The 16,569-nt window shown below is 68.5% G+C and carries 16 protein-coding genes and 3 tRNA genes; 11 read left to right on the top strand and 8 right to left on the bottom strand.

The features are described from left to right. The first annotated feature begins 2 nt into the window (after window positions 1-2). Both FHU34_RS02235 and FHU34_RS02230 read left to right on the top strand, forming a co-directional pair. Window positions 3-488, top strand: coding sequence for a PIN-like domain-containing protein (locus FHU34_RS02235; RefSeq protein WP_145778462.1), 486 nt, complete (start codon window positions 3-5; stop codon window positions 486-488). A 63-nt stretch (window positions 489-551) separates the two neighbouring features. Then, the gene (locus FHU34_RS02230; RefSeq protein WP_145778461.1) at window positions 552-785 is read left to right on the top strand and encodes a hypothetical protein; all 234 of its coding nucleotides are present in this window, start codon (window positions 552-554) and stop codon (window positions 783-785) included. A gap of 220 nt (window positions 786-1,005) precedes the next feature. Here the strand turns inward: FHU34_RS02230 and FHU34_RS02225 are convergent, their stop codons facing one another. From FHU34_RS02225 to FHU34_RS02215, 3 genes are all read right to left on the bottom strand, one after another. Then, window positions 1,006-2,385 carry a DNA sulfur modification protein DndB gene (locus tag FHU34_RS02225; RefSeq protein WP_244311881.1) on the bottom strand — a complete coding sequence of 460 codons (1,380 nt, stop codon included), beginning with the start codon at window positions 2,383-2,385 and terminating at the stop codon, window positions 1,006-1,008. Window positions 2,386-3,197: 812 nt separating this feature from the next. Further along, window positions 3,198-3,270 (bottom strand) — tRNA-Arg (locus FHU34_RS02220). 35 nt (window positions 3,271-3,305) lie between these two features. Then, a tRNA-Ser gene (locus FHU34_RS02215) sits at window positions 3,306-3,396 on the bottom strand. A 146-nt stretch (window positions 3,397-3,542) separates the two neighbouring features. Here FHU34_RS02215 and FHU34_RS33520 point away from each other — a divergent pair. Continuing rightward, window positions 3,543-4,853, top strand: coding sequence for a hypothetical protein (locus FHU34_RS33520; RefSeq protein WP_244311522.1), 1,311 nt, complete (start codon window positions 3,543-3,545; stop codon window positions 4,851-4,853). A 4-nt stretch (window positions 4,854-4,857) separates the two neighbouring features. On the opposite strand, the gene FHU34_RS02205 is transcribed toward FHU34_RS33520, so the two are convergent. Continuing rightward, window positions 4,858-5,628, bottom strand: a complete 771-nt coding sequence (locus FHU34_RS02205; RefSeq protein ID WP_145778459.1) for a CPBP family intramembrane glutamic endopeptidase — start codon at window positions 5,626-5,628, stop codon at window positions 4,858-4,860. Window positions 5,629-5,773: 145 nt separating this feature from the next. On the opposite strand from FHU34_RS02205, the gene FHU34_RS02200 reads away from it, so the two are divergent. Beyond that, the gene (locus FHU34_RS02200) at window positions 5,774-6,889 is read left to right on the top strand and encodes a globin domain-containing protein (RefSeq protein WP_145778458.1); all 1,116 of its coding nucleotides are present in this window, start codon (window positions 5,774-5,776) and stop codon (window positions 6,887-6,889) included. Between the two features lie 67 nt (window positions 6,890-6,956). Here FHU34_RS02200 and FHU34_RS02195 read toward each other — a convergent pair whose 3' ends face one another. After that, window positions 6,957-8,486, bottom strand: a complete 1,530-nt coding sequence (locus FHU34_RS02195) for a peptide deformylase (RefSeq protein ID WP_145778457.1) — start codon at window positions 8,484-8,486, stop codon at window positions 6,957-6,959. A 392-nt stretch (window positions 8,487-8,878) separates the two neighbouring features. Between FHU34_RS02195 and FHU34_RS02190 the strand changes: the two genes are divergently transcribed. Continuing rightward, window positions 8,879-9,595 carry a hypothetical protein gene (locus FHU34_RS02190; RefSeq protein WP_425280559.1) on the top strand — a complete coding sequence of 239 codons (717 nt, stop codon included), beginning with the start codon at window positions 8,879-8,881 and terminating at the stop codon, window positions 9,593-9,595. A gap of 3 nt (window positions 9,596-9,598) precedes the next feature. Here FHU34_RS02190 and FHU34_RS02185 read toward each other — a convergent pair whose 3' ends face one another. After that, a complete protein-coding gene (locus tag FHU34_RS02185; RefSeq protein WP_244311521.1) occupies window positions 9,599-11,431 on the bottom strand; it encodes a DUF6311 domain-containing protein in 1,833 nt (610 codons plus the stop codon). 212 nt (window positions 11,432-11,643) lie between these two features. On the opposite strand from FHU34_RS02185, the gene FHU34_RS02180 reads away from it, so the two are divergent. Next, window positions 11,644-12,354, top strand: coding sequence for a class I SAM-dependent methyltransferase (locus FHU34_RS02180; protein ID WP_145778456.1), 711 nt, complete (start codon window positions 11,644-11,646; stop codon window positions 12,352-12,354). 129 nt (window positions 12,355-12,483) lie between these two features. On the opposite strand, the gene FHU34_RS02175 is transcribed toward FHU34_RS02180, so the two are convergent. Next, window positions 12,484-13,026, bottom strand: a complete 543-nt coding sequence (locus FHU34_RS02175) for a YbhB/YbcL family Raf kinase inhibitor-like protein (RefSeq protein ID WP_145778455.1) — start codon at window positions 13,024-13,026, stop codon at window positions 12,484-12,486. Window positions 13,027-13,155: 129 nt separating this feature from the next. On the opposite strand from FHU34_RS02175, the gene FHU34_RS32795 reads away from it, so the two are divergent. From FHU34_RS32795 to FHU34_RS02155, 5 genes are all read left to right on the top strand, one after another. After that, on the top strand, window positions 13,156-13,311 hold the full coding sequence (locus FHU34_RS32795) for a hypothetical protein (RefSeq protein WP_167524745.1): 156 nt from the start codon (window positions 13,156-13,158) through the stop codon (window positions 13,309-13,311). Window positions 13,312-13,362: 51 nt separating this feature from the next. Further along, complete coding sequence (locus FHU34_RS02170; RefSeq protein ID WP_145778454.1) at window positions 13,363-14,562, top strand: low temperature requirement protein A; 1,200 nt, start codon at window positions 13,363-13,365, stop codon at window positions 14,560-14,562. 192 nt (window positions 14,563-14,754) lie between these two features. Then, on the top strand, window positions 14,755-15,198 hold the full coding sequence (locus FHU34_RS02165; protein WP_145778453.1) for a hypothetical protein: 444 nt from the start codon (window positions 14,755-14,757) through the stop codon (window positions 15,196-15,198). A 101-nt stretch (window positions 15,199-15,299) separates the two neighbouring features. After that, window positions 15,300-15,794, top strand: coding sequence for a helix-turn-helix domain-containing protein (locus tag FHU34_RS02160; protein ID WP_145778452.1), 495 nt, complete (start codon window positions 15,300-15,302; stop codon window positions 15,792-15,794). 11 nt (window positions 15,795-15,805) lie between these two features. After that, window positions 15,806-16,390 (top strand): DUF6036 family nucleotidyltransferase, encoded by a 585-nt coding sequence (locus FHU34_RS02155; RefSeq protein ID WP_145778451.1) that lies wholly within the window; start codon window positions 15,806-15,808, stop codon window positions 16,388-16,390. An 80-nt stretch (window positions 16,391-16,470) separates the two neighbouring features. Here the strand turns inward: FHU34_RS02155 and FHU34_RS02150 are convergent. After that, window positions 16,471-16,557, bottom strand: a tRNA-Ser gene (locus FHU34_RS02150). Window positions 16,558-16,569 lie beyond the last annotated feature (12 nt).

Genomic DNA, 16,569 nt, shown 5'->3' with positions numbered 1-16,569 from the left:
CCGTGAAGATTTTGCTCGATGAGCAAGTGCCCGAGCCTGCCCTTGCACCCCTCCGTTTCATGCTGCCTGGCCACCACGTCGACCACGTCCAGCGGATCCGGTGGAAGGGCAAGCAAGACCTGCAGTTGATTCCCGACATGGCCACGCGCGGCTACCTGATGCTGGTAACGGCCGACACCGGCCAACTGGAAGACCATGAGGAATGCGGCGCTATCAAGAAGGCAGGCATCCACCATGTCCGCTTTGAGCGCCATGGCAAGGGAATCGCTTCAACCGCCAGCGCGATCGCAACGGTGGTAGCCGGTGTGCCCATCATCGTGCCGCTGCTCGAGGGCCAGCCGCAGCGCCTTGTTGAGCTGGGCGTGGTCAAGTGCGGCCAGACGAGGTACAAGATCGTGGATCCAGAGCGAGAGCCTCCCACCCAATACTGGCCGGGCCGCAAAACGGTACGCCGTCGCCGTCCGCCCCGACAGACCGACTCGAGCTAGACCCCCCCGTTCGGCAGTATGACCCTGCCGCCAACCGCAGTGGCTCCGCTACTCTTCGAGAGCATGAGTGAGCTTCAAGGCGGATGCTGGGCACCCGTGCAACGCCACCTCAACGACGACACCAACGACTGGATCAATCTCCGCCTGGCACACGGCCTACGCATCGTTCGCGAAGGAAGCCGTTACCGCATTGCCGCCGATTTCCCCCACGGCCTAATCGTCACCGACCTCATCGACTCAAGTGCGTACGCTGACGCCCGCCGTGAGCTCGAAGAACTGGTCCGCAGCATTCGATAGCGCGGGCCACGGCGGCGAGCGCAGCGAGGCACTTACCGCGGCGCAAGTCGCCTAGCGTGGGAGCTATCCTGACTATGGCGTTTGGGTGTGGCGCCCTTCGCTGGCACGAGCCCGGAGCCCGTCGGGCCCGGGCTCGTCGCCGTCGTGCGGGCGAGGCTAGCTCCGACCGCACCGCCCGCCTGAAGAGACCTTCAAGCGGGCGGCGATGCCTCCGTCACGGTCAGTTCTGCGGATACTCTGTTGGCGAAGCGTCGACTTCCGCCAGCCTGTAGGGCACGCCTTGAACTGGAAGTTGCGGTTGCTCCGCAGTGCCGGCTCCGCCGCTCAAGCCGATAGCATGTTTGACATTGCGCACAGCCGCCGCCACCGGTCCGCGGTTGGTGGCGATCTTGCCGTTCTTCCCGTCCGGAACAACGATGTTGTTGGCCCAGATGCCTGCGCTGCGCTTCCAGTCGATCTCGGCCGCCAGCTTGCGGTAGTAAGCCGAACGCTGCTCCGGGTCGGTAGTCTGCCGGTTGATCTCGTACACCACCGTGCCGATGACGTTGATGCCCGTGGCGGTCAAATTCACCCACTTCTCGCGTAGAGCGACGATCTTGTCCGCGCCGCTGCCGGAGGTCGGCAGCTGTGTAATCTCGGACCACGGCTGCATCAGCTCGGTCAGTACACCAAGCATGGTCAGCGTCTCGGCGACGAACTCCTCGCGCTGCTCCTGGGTAGCCAGCCGTGTGGCAGCCATCCGACTAAGCGTGTCCTCTGCAAGTGCATAGTCCCCGAAGAGCAGGCTCTTGACCATGCCGCGGATCTGGTTAAGCAAGAACAGCTTCTGACTAGCCTTCGGCAAGGTCTTACCCAGCTCATCGATGCGCCCGTGCAGCAGCTTCGACTCGTCGGTGATACGCGCGAGGACCTGGTTGACCGGCTCGCGGGTGTTATACACGGCAAGAAGGCTGGCGGGGATCTGCTTAGTCTGCGCCGCATCTGCGAAGTCCTGCTGGATACGGCCGCGATTGCTCTCGATGACGATGAGCACCGCCAAGCCGTCCTCAGTCAGTTTCGGGTTGTCGGACAGCGCACCCGGTACGTGGGTCCTGCCCTGCGGGTAGCCAGCCAGTGCCGCAAGCCGGTGCTGGCCGTCGGTGACATGAAACCGCGTGCCGTCGTGCACGATGATGTAGCCAAGCCGGGTCGGCGCACCAACCGCCTTCTGCACGTGGAGGCTCGGCATGCTGTCGGTGTTGAGGGTGACCGGCGGGAGGATGTAGTCGTCAGGGTTTGCCACCAGGTACTGGTGGATGCTCTTTGCATGCTCCGGGATCAGCGGCCGGTTGGTGTGCTCGCGCGGGCTGCCGTTCTTCTCCGCGCTGTCACTGACCACCTGACGACGGATGAACTGCAGCGGGAAGCTGGTCGACACCATAATGCGCCTGCCCTGCTTGAACACCACGCACGGAAAGATCCGGCCCCCCACGGCGCCGGCCTCACGCACTGCGCTGGAGAAGGCCTCGACGATGTCGACGTGTTCGGTGGGCTGGAAATCATCGCTGGAGTAGTTCGCCACCTCGTCAGCCTCCGAGACGGATTCGGGATAAGTATTCATCGGCACTGTTGGATCCTTTCACTGGCGTTATTGGGTGTGGCGCCCGTAGACAAGGCACACTGTAAGTATGGATCCAACGTGGAGTCAAGGCATCTACTGAACAAGGCGCCCTGGCGCGAAACGTGCTCTGATCAACGTCCTACGCGGACCGTGCTCCACTGTGAAGACCGGCGCCCTTCTCTGATACGTGGACTTGTGCACGTATGAGAGAAGGCTTACCAGTTCGCTAATACACCTCATCTTCAGGCAGACGCCGACGCAAGGGCCTGACGCCGACCCGGCGAGGACAAGGCGTGTTGACGAGGAAGGTTGACCCACGCTCGAACCTGACAGCCGCGATGCCAAGGTCGGCCAACCAAGGCGTCGTCGGCGGCCTCAACACCTCCCCTCGCGGCGCCTTTGGCTTCACGAACCAGCCAGACATCAGGACATGAGGCGGGCGACCATATTGGGGTGGTGGCACCGGAACCACCCACAGTCGGGCCATGCCAGCAAGGGCGCCCGAGTTCGGGGATCCGCCAGGATCACAGTCCAAAGGCTCTTGCGCCCGCCTCGCTCCATCCGGAAGACCGGGACCTCGATGATCAAGGCGCCGCCGAAGCCTCGCCGCGACGAACTGCTCACGTGTCGCACAAGGCAAGGCAGCGGTCTACCGCAGATTCGAGGCGATCGCCATGAGGTGGGACCTCGGCTACCGCGGGTAACTTTTTCCCGCCATTCGTAGCTTTGGTGCCCCCGGGGGGCACCAAAAAACGCCCCTCTAGTCGATCGCTATCGATCGCCAGAGGGGCGTTTCCGCAGGTCAAACCCTGTGCGCCCGAAGGGACTCGAACCCCTAACCTTCTGATCCGTAGTCAGATGCTCTATCCATTGAGCTACGGGCGCTCGTGCTCAGCCAGTGTACACACCCGGCTTTCGCGCGGAGACTCCGGGATTCGAACCCGGGAGGGGCTTTAAGACCCCAACCGCATTAGCAGTGCGGCGCCATAGACCAGACTAGGCGAAGTCTCCCTGGTGGCCCTGCAGACCACCGCGCCCGAGGATACAGGTCGCCACCCACCGGGAGCAAAACGACTTCCGGGGTACGTCCACCGAGACCGCGCGCCCCCGTGTTTCCGCGCTGTGCGACGGGGTGATCAGGACTACGCTCCATCGATATGCAGGAGCAGCCGCCGAGCGAGCCGACCCGTCGAGAGCCTGCTGAGAGGGCGCGTCGACGCTCCCCACGGGCCACCTTCACGCCGCCGGTCGCCGCCGAGCAGCCCGTCCCGCCCGCCGAGCCGTCCGCGGAGACGACACCGCCGGCTACGCCTCCGGCGGGTCAGCGTCCTCGACAGGCCAAGGCTGCCCCACCGGTGCTCTTCCAGCCACCGGAGCCGGACCGTGCCCTACCCCCGCGGCCGAGGCGCGCTCCGACCGAGCTGACCAGCGATGCCTCCGCCACGCCCAGCGACGCGAACGCCGAGAAGCCAGCGCCACCGACCGCCGAGGCGCACGAGAAGCAGCCAACGCCGCCGAGCGCCGACCCGGACGGCAGCGCGACACCCAAGGTCACGACACCCAAGGCCCGGACAGCGAAGGACCAAGCGCCGGAGGAGGACCAGGCTCCGAAGGCCCGGACCACTCCCGTCCGCAAGGCAGCCACCAGGAAGTCGACGGAGACGGCCACCGAGGTGACGCCGACCACACCGGCACCGGCCAAGCGCGCCGCGACCCCCGCCAAGCGGGCGGCGGCCCCCCGAAAGAGCACCACGCCGAAGAAGGCCGAAGTCGAGCAGCAGTCGACACCGGAACGTCCCGCCGAGCAGCAGGCGGTGCCGGCTTCGGGGCGCACCCCGGAATCGGAACTGCGGGCGGTGACCACGCGGGTGCTCGACCACCCGGGGTTCGCGCCGGAGCTGTTGGCTCTCGCCGCGGTGCGGGCGCTCGGGCCCGGCGCGGCCGAGTGGGCCACGCGGCTGCGGAACCGGTATCCGGACGCGTCGGCGGACGGCTTGGCCCGGTTGGCCACCCGGCGGTTCGTCCGCTCGGCGGGAGCGGGTGGGGCGACCGCCGCGCTGGCCGGGTTCTTCGCGCCGCTGGCCGAGCTGACCTCGGTGCTGTGGACGCACGCGAACCTGGTGCTGCACCTGGCTGCCGCGTACGGGAAGGATCCGGCGCATCCCGACCGGGCCGTCGAGTTGCTGGTGCTCACCCAGGTCCACCCGGACGCGGCGAGCGCGGAGGCGGCCCTGGCGGCCGCACAGGAGGCGGGCGACCCCGTCGAGGGAGGCTGGCCCCGGGCGGCGGAGGCCGCCTGGCGGTTGGCCGCCCCGCTCACCGCGCAGGCCGGCGGGTGGGTCGCGTTGCGGCTGGTGGCGCGACTGTTGCCGGGTGCGGCGATGCTCGCGGCGGCGCTGGGCGACGCGGCGGCGGCCGACCGGCTCGCGGCCCGCGCGGTGGCCGTCTACCGGCCCGCGCGACGCTGACCGGTCAGAGCCAGTCGAACCACTCCCGGGGCAGCAACGCGTAGCCGACGAAGGCGAACACGTCGAGCAAGGTGTGCGCGATGATCAACGGCATCACCCGGCGGGTGCGCAGGTAGAAGAGGCTGAACACGACGCCCATCACCGCGTTGCCGACGAAGGCGCCGAAGCCCTGGTAGAGGTGGTACGAGCCACGCAGCAGCGCGCTGGCCGCGATGATCGCCGCCAGCCGCCAGTGGAGCTGTCGTAGCCGGGTCACCAGGTAGCCGACCACGATCACCTCCTCCAGCACGGCGTTCTGCACGGCGGCGAGGATCAGCACCGGGACCGTCCACCAGAGGTCCGGCAGCGCGGCCGGCACCAGCGTGGCGTTGACCCCCAACTGGGCGGCCACCCAGAACAGGGCCAGCCCGGGCAGGCCGATCAGCGCCGCCAGGCCGGCGCCGCGGGCCAGGTCCTGACCGGGCCGCCGGGCGTCCAGGCCGAGGGTTCGCGCCGGGTCGCCGGGGTCCCGACTGAGCAGGTGTACGGCGAGCAGCACCGGCAGCAGCGCGAACACGATGCCGAGCAGTTGGTACGTGAGGTCCAGCCAGGGTCGGGACGACGCCGAGGTGTTCAGCGAGGCGGTCTGCTTGGAGAGCGGACCGTCGGCGGTGAGCTTCGCGATGATCGAGACGACCGCGTAGACGGCGGACTGGCCGAGGGACAGGCCGAGGACCAGCAACGTCTCGGTACCGAGCAGTCGGCGGGACACCGGGCGGGTCAGCTCAACGGTCACCGCACCACTCTGCCCGACGGGTGGTGCCGGTGACACGGCCGACCGGCCAGCATGAGCCGATCGCACATTCTGTGCGACCAGTCGACACTCTCCGTGGAGATTCTATGAGCGCCCGATCCGCTGCCGTCAGGAGAAGGAGCGCCCCGTGGACAACCTCGCACGGTTGCTGAAGGAGAGCTGGACCCTGGTCGAGGACGACCGGGTCCGGCTGAGCGGGCACTTCTACGCCCGGCTGTTCCTGCTCGACCCCGCCCTGCGGCAACTCTTCCCGGTGCAGATGACCGGCCAGGGCGACCGCCTACTGGAAGCGATCATCACGGCGATCCACACGGTCGACGACCCGGAGAGCTTCGACGAGTTCCTGCGGGCGTTGGGCCGCGACCACCGCAAGTACCACGTCGACGACTCGCACTACGCGACGATGGGAGTCGCTTTGCTGGACGCTCTCCGTAGCACCGCCGGCGACGGCTGGAACCTTGAGTACGACCAGGCGTGGCGGGAGGCGTACGCGGCGATCACCGCCCTGATGGTGGCCGGCGCGAAGGCCGACGACGATCCCCCGTTCTGGCACGCCGAGGTGCTGACCCACGAGCGGTACGGCCCGGACACCGCCGTGCTGACCTGCCGGGCGCTCCAGCATCCGCTGCGGTGGCAGGCCGGGCAGTACGTGAGCCTGGAGGCGCCGCGCCACCACCCCCGGGTGTGGCGGAACTACTCGATCGCGAACGCCCCGAACGACGACAACCTGCTGGAGTTCCACGTGCGGTCGCCGGGTGCCGGCTGGGTGTCCGGCGCGTTGGTGCGCCGGGTGCGGCCGGGTGAGCTGCTCCGCGTGGCGGCGCCGATGGGGTCGATGACCCTGGACCGCGACTCCGAACGGGACGTCCTGTGCGTGGCCGGCGGGGTCGGCCTGGCGCCGATCAAGGCACTTGTCGAGGAGTTGGCCACCTACAACCGGACCCGGTGGGTGCACGTCTTCTACGGCGCCCGGCAGGCGGCGGACCTGTACGGCCTGGCCGGGTTGCAGGAGCTGGTGGCCGTACACCCGTGGTTGTCGGTCACGCCGGCGTGCAGCGAGGAGCCGGACTTCGACGGGGAGCAGGGTGACATCCCGGACGTGGTGGCCCGGTACGGCCCGTGGACGACGCACGACTGCTACGTCTCCGGCTCCGCCCGGATGGTCCGCTCCACGCTGCGGGTGCTCGCCGCGGACGAGGTGCCGCCGCCGCACATCCGCTACGACACCTTCGGTGACCTCTAGACGTTCCTCCCCCCACACCGGGGCGCGTGCCCCTGCCCCCTGGGGCACGCGCCCCGGTCCCCAACGGTCAGTAGCGCCAGGGGTGCCCGGTCTCGCGGTATTCCTCCACCGGCACCAGCGGCACACCGGGTGCCATCCGGTCGACGTAGAGCCGACCCTCCAGGTGGTCGATCTCGTGAGCCACCAGCCGGGCCATGCCGAACTCGAACGACGTGATGACCCGGCTGCCGTCCCACTGGGCATGCTCCACGTCGAGCCGGAGCGGTCGAGGCACCAGACCCCGGTGGTCGAAGAAGGAGAGGCAGCCCTCGTACTGCTCGTCGGTGTCGGGGCCGGCGTCGACCACCCGGGGGTTGAGCAGCACGACCGGCTCCGCCGAGCGGTCCGGGGGGCGGACCACCGCCGCCGCCCGGCCGACGCCGAGCTGCGGTGCGGCCACCCCCACCCCCTTGCTGAACGGGTGCAGCTCGTCGAGCCGGGCCAGGGCCGTGGTGAGCCGGTCGACCAGGTCCCGGGCGACGGGTTCCTCGACGGGCAGGTCGAACGGCCGGACGTGTTGGCGGAGCAGGTCGTCGCCGCGTTGCACGATGCCGAGACCGCGCATCCGGTCGCTGGGCCGTACCCGGGTGCCGCCGGGGCCGCTGTCGGGTTCCGCTTCCGGTCGGGCTCGGAACCGCCACTGCATCCGGTAGCGGGCGTTCAGCGGGGGGTCGTCGGTCTGCCAGTCGTAGATCGCCCGGTCGCCCTCGTCGTGCCGCTGCGGTGCCGTCCGCAGCGGGCCCTCCTCCGCGGAGAGGGAGGTTTCCACGCCCCAGACCTGCGGGTCGAGCGGCGCGGGCAGGTCGAGGCGTACGGCGAGCTGCCGGGTGGGCAGCCGGACCGCCCGCTGGAACCAGGGGCCCCACTTCTCGTGACCGACGCTGTACGCGTACTCGATGGTGGCCCGGTCGCCCGGGTAGAGCGGGAACCGCCGCTCCCCGTTCTCGAAGAGCAGCCAGATCTCCTTGAACGCGTCCCGGTCGTGCTTGGCACGCCAGTGCATCGGCTCCGGCTCGCCGCCGCCGTCGTCGCGGCGGGCCTGTAGTTGCAGCTCGGCGAAGGTGAGCGGGTGTTCCCGGTGGTGCCGGTTGGAGCGGCCGGGGTCGTTCGGGTAGCGGTCGACGGCGACCCGGACCAGGTAGCGGGTGACCGGCTCGGTGCCGGCGTTGTACAACTCGCGGTGGATCACACACCGGTAGCCGTCGTCGGTGTGGGTGAGGGTGGCGAGTTCCCGCTCCACGACGAGGCCGGTGCCCGGTGGCAGCCACTGCCCGGGCGCGTACTGCTCGCGGGACGGGTTGCCCGCGCGGGCGTGGCGGAGGTCGTCGTACTCCCGGAAGCGCTGCCAGATCGCGCCGCTGGCCTCCAGGACGGCCTCGGCGCGGCGGGCGAAGTCCTCGGTCGGCCGGTGCCGGCGTCCCTCGACGTGGCTCACGTACGAGGGGTCGAACCCCATCAGGACGGCTAGTTGTTTCTTGGACAGCCCTCGCCCGGTCCGTTGCCGGGCGAGCTCGGCCGCGAAGGAGTCGGCAGCCCGTTCGAGGGGTGAGGTCGTCATCGGCTTCCTCGTGGCCGGGGGATATAAGTTTCACGTTCCGTGGCCGAGTGCACACGTATCTGGCATCTTGTCGACACTCTGATTGACAATTCACCGATAGACATCGATCCTGCGGCAGCGTTTTCCTGCGGAACCGCCGGGTAGTAGCCGAGGTGGGGCGCTTCTCCCACCGGGCAACCGGCGTGACCTGGGCCTCTCGATGTGACCAAGGTGAGGCTTCCCTTAGACCCGAGGGCGTGGTTAGGCTAGCCTTAGCTCAGGACGGCAGTGGTCGTCCGCCGGGGCGCACATTCCTCGGTCACGCGGACGGGGGATCTCAGGTGACAGCGGTGCTGCCGGGGCGGGACGTGACCGCCACGCCACTCGCCCCCGTCACCGCGGCGTTGCGCGCCATGTTCGGCACCGACGATCTTCCGGGCCTCGCCCCGGGCCTCCTGGTCGACGACGAGTTCGGCTGGTCACCCGCCACCACCCTGATCGACGGCAGCCGGCTGCCGGAGCTGCTGAACGGCGCCGCCACCCGCTGGGGTGGCACCCCGCACGCCTGCGCCGCACTGGCCTGGAAGTCGTACAGCTACTGGACCGCGCTGCCGGTCGTGCTCGGCTGGGCCTCGGCCCGGCGGGTGCCGCTGTTCGATCCGGCCGACGTCTTGATCCACTTCGAGGACCACCGGCAGCTGCTCACCATGGGCCTGCGCCGTGGGATCACCGTGGCGGTGCTGCCGAGTGATCCGCTGGCGCTCGCCGGCCTGCCGGAGGTGCGGGTCGTCGCCGACGAGGCCGAGCTGCTGACCGCGCTGCGCGTCTCCCTGCTCGACTCCCACCTGGCGCCGCTCATCACCGCCATCCAGGCGGAGGTCCGGGTGGGCACCCGGACGCTGCTCGGCTCGGTCGCCTCCGGCATCGCGCACGGCATTCTCCGGGCTGCCGACGGCCTGCCCGGCTCGACGGTGCAGAGCATCGACACAGTGCTCGGTGCCCTCGATCTGACCGACCTGATCGAGCTGGTGCCCGGCCCGACCGGTGAACCGACAGTGCAGCGGCGCACCTGCTGCCTCGCCTTCACCCTCCCCCGGCCGAAGGTCTGCCAGGGCTGCTGCGTCCGCTGAGCCTCAGTCGGTCAACGGTCGGACGTCCCACACCCACACCCCGCCGGTGAAGACCGGTTGGATGCCGGTCAGTTCGGTCATCCCCCGACGCAGCGCGTCCTCGTGCTCGTGTGGGCCGAGGATGACCACTCCGGCCCGCCAGAACCGCAGGTCGTCGACCGCTCGGACCCGGCTCTGCGGGGTGATCGGCGGCACCGCCCCGGTACGACGGATGGTGGCGAAGAAGCTGCTGGTGGGACGTGGTGTGGCCCCGAACAGCGCGACCTTGGGTGGATCGGCGCTGGGCCGGGTGTCCGGGCCGAGGAAGTAGCCGCGGGCCAGCGGCATGTCCAGCCGGGTCGTCGCGGACCAGCGCAGCGGTTCCGCGTAGGTGCTGTCCGGCAGCGGCAGGGCCACCACACTGCGCCCACCGGCCACGTACGGACGCCACGCCCCACTGGTCACGAAGGTGGGAACGGGGTCGAGATGGGCGACGGGCAGCGGGGTCGGCACGATCGGGAGCAGGGCCATCACGAGCACTGTGGCGGTGACGAAGCGGATCTGTCCCCGGGCTGCCGGGTGCGAGGCGGCCAGTTCGCGGGCGCGTTCGGCACCGTAGGCGAGCAGCAGCCCGATGATCGGGGTGATCGCCAGCGCCCACCGGGTCGGCACCACCGAGTGCAGGATGGGCAGGTTCTCCAGCGCCGCCCAGGGGCCCGGCACACCCGTCCCCTTGTTGTCGAAGCGAACCTCGCGGCCCAGCGAGAGCACCGCGAAGAGCAGCCCGAGCCCGGCCAGCGCGAGCACGACGACCGAGCGGCGCAACCACCAGACCAGGGCGATCACCAGCACGACCAGCGCCCAGCCGAAGAAGCTGTTCTCCTCTGTCGGGTTCTTGGCCAGGCCTGCGGCGGTGCGTGGGCTGCCGGCGAGTGACTCCCGGGAGTACGCGACGAACGAGGCGAGGTCGCTTGAGTAGCCGCGGATCAGGCGGGACAGCCCGGAGTACGCGCCCGGGCCGAAGAACTGCACGTACAGGGGGTACGCCAGCAGCAGCCCGGCGACCCCGGCCGCGACGGCGAGACCGGCGAGGAAGGGCCGGGTCCGTGCTCGGAGATCGGCGCGGCCGAGGGCGAGCACGCCGATGACCACACCGAGCCCGATCGCTGTCATCAGCAGGATCTCCAGATTGAGGAAGGCCTGCCAGACGATCACGAGCGCGAGGAGGACGCCGTTGCGCAGCCAGCGGCCCGGCTCGCCGAGACGCAGCGTGCGCCAGATGATCAGTGGAACGACGAACTGCGACACGATGTTCGGGTGCCCGTTGGCGTGCGACACCATGGCGGGCGCGAACGCGCAGAAGCCGGCGCCCAGCCAGGCGGGCCCGCGGCTGCCGATCAAAACCCGGGAGAGCAGGAAGTACCAGGCGGTCGCTGTGGCAATCATGCCGGCAGTGAGAAAGACCAGGAATGCCGCCCGAGGCCCGAACAGGAGGGTGATAGGCGTAAATGGTAACGAAATGGATAATACGGACGTGTTCGCCATCAAATTGACGCCGTCCGGGACGTTCATCTGATCCGAATGGAACGGGTAGGCGAAATGCGTGATTACCCGCGCACCGTGCGCCATCATCCATTCGAACTGCGACTGATCGGACTCGTTGTCGCGTACCGCGCCGCCGGGGTCGAGCCAGAGTCGACACGTGACCCAGAAGCCGAGCACCAGGAAGCTCAGCACGGCGGCCAGGTCGGCCACCTTCCCCCGGCGTGGCCGCCGAGCATCAGCCGAGGCCCCCTCCACCGACGCAGCGGCCGGGCCGTCGCCGTCGCCGGGCGCGTCCGATTCGGGAGTAGTCATGACAATTCATAGGGTAGTCACGGGCTGACGCTGCCGTGACATGTTTCGGGGTACTGCCGTACTATGTGCCGGGTTCGCCGACGCCGATCACGAACCCACCCCCCGACCACAATTCGGCCACCCCCGATGCCCCGATTCTTCTGCCGTCCCAGCGGATGATTCACTCTGTCGGTCCAGGCACGGGTCGAGTTCATATCGTGAGGAATCGACGCATGGCAGATATCACTGGGGATCAGCGCGTGCAGTCCGAGGTGCTGGAAGGCCTGGCGACGGCTGTCAACCACCGTCGCTGGTTCATCGAGCTGGCAGTGCCGTACCTCGGCGACGACCCCATCGAGATCGGCAGCGGCCTCGGTGACTACGCGCTGGAGTGGTCAGAGCTGCTGCCGCGGTTCACCGCCACCGAGGCCGACCCGGACCGGCTGTTGCAGCTCAAGGAGCGCCTCGCCGAGCGACCGAACATCGACGTCCGGCAGATGCTGCTGCCGCACAGCGAGCGGGGCGACTACAGCGCCGCGGTCTCGTACAACGTCCTGGAGCACATCGAGGACCACGTGGGCGCGCTCAGCAGCATGCGCGACCTGGTCCGACCCGGCGGTGCGGTGATCATCATCGTGCCGGCGTTCCAGTTCGCGATGAGCCCGGCCGACATCGCCACCGGGCACGTCCGCCGCTACACGAAGAAGACCCTTCAGGCGGCGATGACCGAGGCCGGCCTGACCGTCGAGAAGATCCACTACGCCAACGCGTTGGGGTTGATCGGCTACTTCATGGCGACCAAGGTCTTCCGGCTGATGCCGAAGGAGGGCCCGATGGTCAAGGTGTACGACACCGTCGTCCTGCCCGCCACCAAGGCCGCCGAGCAGCTCGTCCGCCCCCCGTTCGGCCAGTCCGTCTTCGCGGTGGCCCGCGTCCCCTCCTGACCCACCCGGCCCGCGATCTCGCGCGCCCAGCCCGGTCGATCATGGAGTTGTGGTGCCAGGTTTATTACCTGACGGGTGTTTTGACACCACCACAACTCCATGATCGACGAGACGGGGCGGCGTTCTGGGTTACTCCTTGATCTGGTACGTCGGGCGGATCACCGCACGGGCCAGGGTGTGGAACGTGAGGTTGAAGCCGACGTAGGCCGGGCTGGCGTCCGGAGTCAGATCCAGGCGCTCGACGTCCACGGCGTGCACCGCGAAGACGTACCGGTGCGGACGGTCGCCGGCCGGCGGAGCCGCCCCGCCGTACCCCTGCTCGCCGTAGTCGTTGCGGACCGAGAACGCTCCGCCGAGGTCGGTGCCCGCCGCGCCACCGGCCCCCGTGGGCAGCTGCGTGACGCTGACCGGCACGTTCACCAGCACCCAGTGCCAGAAGCCGCTGCCGGTCGGCGCGTCCGGGTCGTAGCAGGTCACCGCGAAGCTCTTCGTCTCGGCGGGGAAATCCGACCAGGTCAGCTGCGGCGAGACGTTCTCGCCCCCGGTGCTGCCGTGCGCGTGCCGCGCATCCATCGGCTCGCCGTTCTGCACGTCGTCGCTCGTCAGCGTGAACGAGGGCAGCGTCGGCAGCAACTCGTACGGGTCCGGGGCAATCGGTCGTTCCAGGGTCATCGGGACGAATCCTTCCGGTGTGCGGAAATACCAGCCTCTTCTTACCCCGCGCTGTCCCTTCCGACGAGCGGCACCGTGGTTTTCCGGAGTTACGGTGGAGTTCGGGGGAACGTTCCTCAGGGGGACATCGTGGCCGGCATCTGGCGGGACTTCGCGGTAGCTGCCCTCACCGCGTTCCGCCGCCGGGACGCCCGGGCCATCGCCGACGAACGCCGACGAGCAGTCGAGCGACTGGCCGAGGAGACGATCCGCGACGAACGGCGGAGCGCGGACCCGCCGGAGTGACCGGGACGTGGGACGCCGCAACCCTCCGGGACCAACAGTCAAGATGATCTGATGTGGCGGATCGTCCGATCCCGGCCGGTGGTCACCGCAGAGACGCACCGACCGACGCTGTTCGAGGTCTTCTTCGACCTCGTGCTCGTCTTCGGGCTCATCCGGGTCACCACGTTCATGAGCGAGCGACCCACGTCGGTGACGCTGGTGCAGGGCCTGCTCGTCCTCATACTGCTGTGGAACTCCTGGCTGGTCTATGCCTGGCTGGGCAACTACGTCCGGCTCGACGTCGGGTTGATCCGGGCGGGCGTCGCCGTGGCGATGGCAGCCGTCTTCCTCATCGCGTTGGTCCTCCCCGAAGCCTGGGAAACCGGCAGGGGTACGAGGACACCCCGGCTGATCCTGGTGCTGGCGTACGTCGTGGTGCGGTCGACCCAGTTCGCCCTCTTCTACTGGGCGTCGGTGGACGATCCTCGGCGACTCAGAACCGTTCGGCTCTACGCCCTCACCACAGCGCTGTCCTCGATCCCACTCGTCCTCGGAGCCGTGTTCGGCGGCACCGCGCAGATCCTGCTCTGGGCAGCGGCGCTCATCGTCGACATGGGCGGTGGGGTGCTCGCCCTGCTGGTGGGCGGGTGGCCGGTACGCAGCCCCGGCCACTTCGCGGAACGGCACGGCCTGGTGGTGATCATCGCGCTCGGAGAATCCCTGATCTCGGTCGGCGCCGGGGTCGGAACCCAGATGATCCACTGGCCGACCCTGGCGGCAGCGCTGCTCACCCTCACCGTCACCGGGTGCCTGTACTGGCTGTACTTCCCGAGCGCGGCGAGCGCCGGGAACGCACTGACGACGGACTCCGGGCTGCACCGGGGCTTCATGGCCGGCAACGCGTACAGCGTTGCCCACCTTCCGCTGCTCGCCGGAACCATCTACGTGGCGCTGGGAGTCGAGGAGGTGCTCGCCGGCCTGGCGCACGGCAAGACCCCGCACACCCTGCACTGGATCCCGGCCGTCGCGCTGTTCGGCGGGACCGCCCTGTACCTCGCCGGCCGGGCGACGTTCCTGGCCCTCAGCGTCCGGTGCGTACGACCCGAGCAGTTTCTCGCGCCCGCCGTGGCGCTGCTCCTACTCCCCGTCGGGCGTTACCTACCCGGCCTGGCCGCCCTCGGCCTGCTCACCGCGTTCCTGGCCGTGCTGCTCAGCTACGAGGCGTGGACCGGGGGCCGGTCCGGGACGTCAGTCGACCCGACCGAGTCATGATCCACTCACCTTCCGGGAAGTCGCGGTATCCAAGACGTCTCGATACACCAACGTCGGCGTAATCGAGTCGATCACGGTCGCGGAGGTTGTGGGATTCGAAGCCACGAAGACATCGCCCTTAACATTGACCGCGATCGGCGTGGGCGTGGCGGGCCGGGTGCTTTCCATGCGGGGCGTCAGGAAGGTCGAGCCATGACGAGGAGCGTTGCCCTCTCCGCTGCCGTCGTCGGAGCTGTGGGAAGCCTGCTCTCCGCCATCGCACTTCCGTGGGCCCACTACGGCGACATCACCGTGCCACTCACCAGATTCTCCGGCTGGGGTGGGTATGTGGGCAGTGTTCTTGCGCTGCACGCCTGCGTCGCCTGGGCCGTACTCAGTCGGACCGCCCGACCAGCGCTCACCCTGGCAGCCACCGCCGCGCTGAGTCTGGTCGCCGTCGGATCGACGCTCCTCCTCGCGCTCACCTACGACGAAGCGTCAGCCCTGTTCGATGGAGCGATACCTGCTGTCATGCCCCGTCCAGGGCTCGGTGTCATGGTCGCCGTCGTGGCGATTCTCATCAGCACCGGTGCGGCAGCGGTCAGTGGCGCAGGCCACCGCGCGATGGCGGCGGTACCGGCCAACGCTCTCCCGTAGCGCAGCCGTTCACTCGGAGCCTCGGTTTAGTTGGCGTATTGACCAGCGGGAACGAGGCACAGGGAGTTGCGTTTTTAGCGTTTACAGCGCATGCTCGGCCTATGGTGACGACGACGAGTGAGGGCCTTCTGACCACCGGTCAGGTTGCCAAGCTGCTGGGGTCGTCGCGTCAGCAGGTGGTCAACCTGTGCGAGCGCGGCGAGCTGCCGTTCGTGAAGGTCGGCATGCATCGGAGGATCAAGCGGGACGACGTTGAGGCCCTGCTGCACCCGAAGCCGGAGCTGACTCGTGATCAGCTCAAGTCGCTGTGGTTGCACCAAGCGGTGGCCGGCAGTCTGGTCACCGACCCGGACGAGGTGCTGGGCAAGGCCAGGGAGAATCTCGATCGACTCCTCCGGCAGCACCGAGGGACCATGACCGAAGTGTGGCTGAATCGCTGGCAGAACAAGATCAACGAAGGCGTCGGCGCCGTCCTCAAGGTGCTGACCTCGGATGATCCCGAAGCCGTGGAGCTACGACAGAACTCGCCCTTTGCCGGGGTCCTGTCACAACCACAGCGCATGAAGATTCTTGAGTCCTTCAGACGCAGCGGCTGAAAGCGAGCGGCGTGAGCCGCGAGCAACTGGAGCATGTCCTGCGGTCCGCGTGCCAAATCGCCGGGGACCCGGACGTCCTCGTCATCGGCAGCCAGTCGGTGCTGGGGGCGATCCCGGAAAGCAGACTTCCGCTGGAAGCCACCGCCTCGATGGAAGTCGACGTGGCATTCTTCAACGACCCGGACGACCAGAAAGCTGACCAGGTCGACGGGGCCATCGGCGAGTTCTCGCTGTTCCACGAGACGAACGGCTACTACGCCCAGGGCGTGAGTGTGTCGACCGCGAGGCTGCCCGACGGGTGGCGGGATCGGCTGGTTCTGGTGGAGTCCCAGAGCACCCGACCGGGGCGTGGCTACACGCTCGAACCGCACGACTGCGTCGTGTCCAAGCTCATAGCTGGCAGGGAGAAGGACCACGCCTTCGCCGCCGCGCTGATCCGGGCCGGGCTCATCGAACCAGCAGTGGTCGCCGAGCGGATCGAGATGGTCGACGTCCACCCTTTGGTGCTGAAACGGCTGAGGGACTGGATCGCCATCTACTGCCGGCAACCTGACGGCTGCAGACCGGCGGTCGCACCACTCTGCCGACTTGCCTAGAACCCCCACCAGCCCCCCGGCAGCAAACAGCCCCGACCGAAGTCGGGGGCTGAGCTGCGTAAACACCCCACCAGGGGAAGCGGAGGGTGTGGGATTCGAACCCACGAAGACATCGCTGCCTTACCGGTTTTCAAGACCAGCGCCATCGGCCACTAGGCGAACCCTCCTGGGCCGCCACC

Origin of the sequence: Micromonospora taraxaci, from assembly GCF_007830095.1 — a bacterium.
GTDB classification, from domain to species: Bacteria; Actinomycetota; Actinomycetes; order Mycobacteriales; family Micromonosporaceae; genus Micromonospora; species Micromonospora taraxaci.
This window is presented reverse-complemented; position numbering and strand designations above follow the sequence as displayed.

Excerpts from the sequence above, each read along its gene's own strand:
- FHU34_RS02230 (WP_145778461.1), top strand. The coding sequence starts at position 552 with ATGAGTGAGCTTCAAGGCGGATGCTGGGCACCCGTGCAACGCCACCTC.
- FHU34_RS02225 (WP_244311881.1), bottom strand. The coding sequence starts at position 2,385 with ATGAATACTTATCCCGAATCCGTCTCGGAGGCTGACGAGGTGGCGAAC.
- FHU34_RS33520 (WP_244311522.1), top strand. The coding sequence starts at position 3,543 with ATGCAGGAGCAGCCGCCGAGCGAGCCGACCCGTCGAGAGCCTGCTGAG.
- FHU34_RS02195 (WP_145778457.1), bottom strand. The coding sequence starts at position 8,486 with ATGACGACCTCACCCCTCGAACGGGCTGCCGACTCCTTCGCGGCCGAG.
- FHU34_RS02190 (WP_425280559.1), top strand. The coding sequence starts at position 8,879 with ATGTTCGGCACCGACGATCTTCCGGGCCTCGCCCCGGGCCTCCTGGTC.
- FHU34_RS02185 (WP_244311521.1), bottom strand. The coding sequence starts at position 11,431 with ATGACTACTCCCGAATCGGACGCGCCCGGCGACGGCGACGGCCCGGCC.
- FHU34_RS02180 (WP_145778456.1), top strand. The coding sequence starts at position 11,644 with ATGGCAGATATCACTGGGGATCAGCGCGTGCAGTCCGAGGTGCTGGAA.
- FHU34_RS02175 (WP_145778455.1), bottom strand. The coding sequence starts at position 13,026 with ATGACCCTGGAACGACCGATTGCCCCGGACCCGTACGAGTTGCTGCCG.
- FHU34_RS02170 (WP_145778454.1), top strand. The coding sequence starts at position 13,363 with ATGTGGCGGATCGTCCGATCCCGGCCGGTGGTCACCGCAGAGACGCAC.
- FHU34_RS02165 (WP_145778453.1), top strand. The coding sequence starts at position 14,755 with ATGACGAGGAGCGTTGCCCTCTCCGCTGCCGTCGTCGGAGCTGTGGGA.
- FHU34_RS02160 (WP_145778452.1), top strand. The coding sequence starts at position 15,300 with ATGGTGACGACGACGAGTGAGGGCCTTCTGACCACCGGTCAGGTTGCC.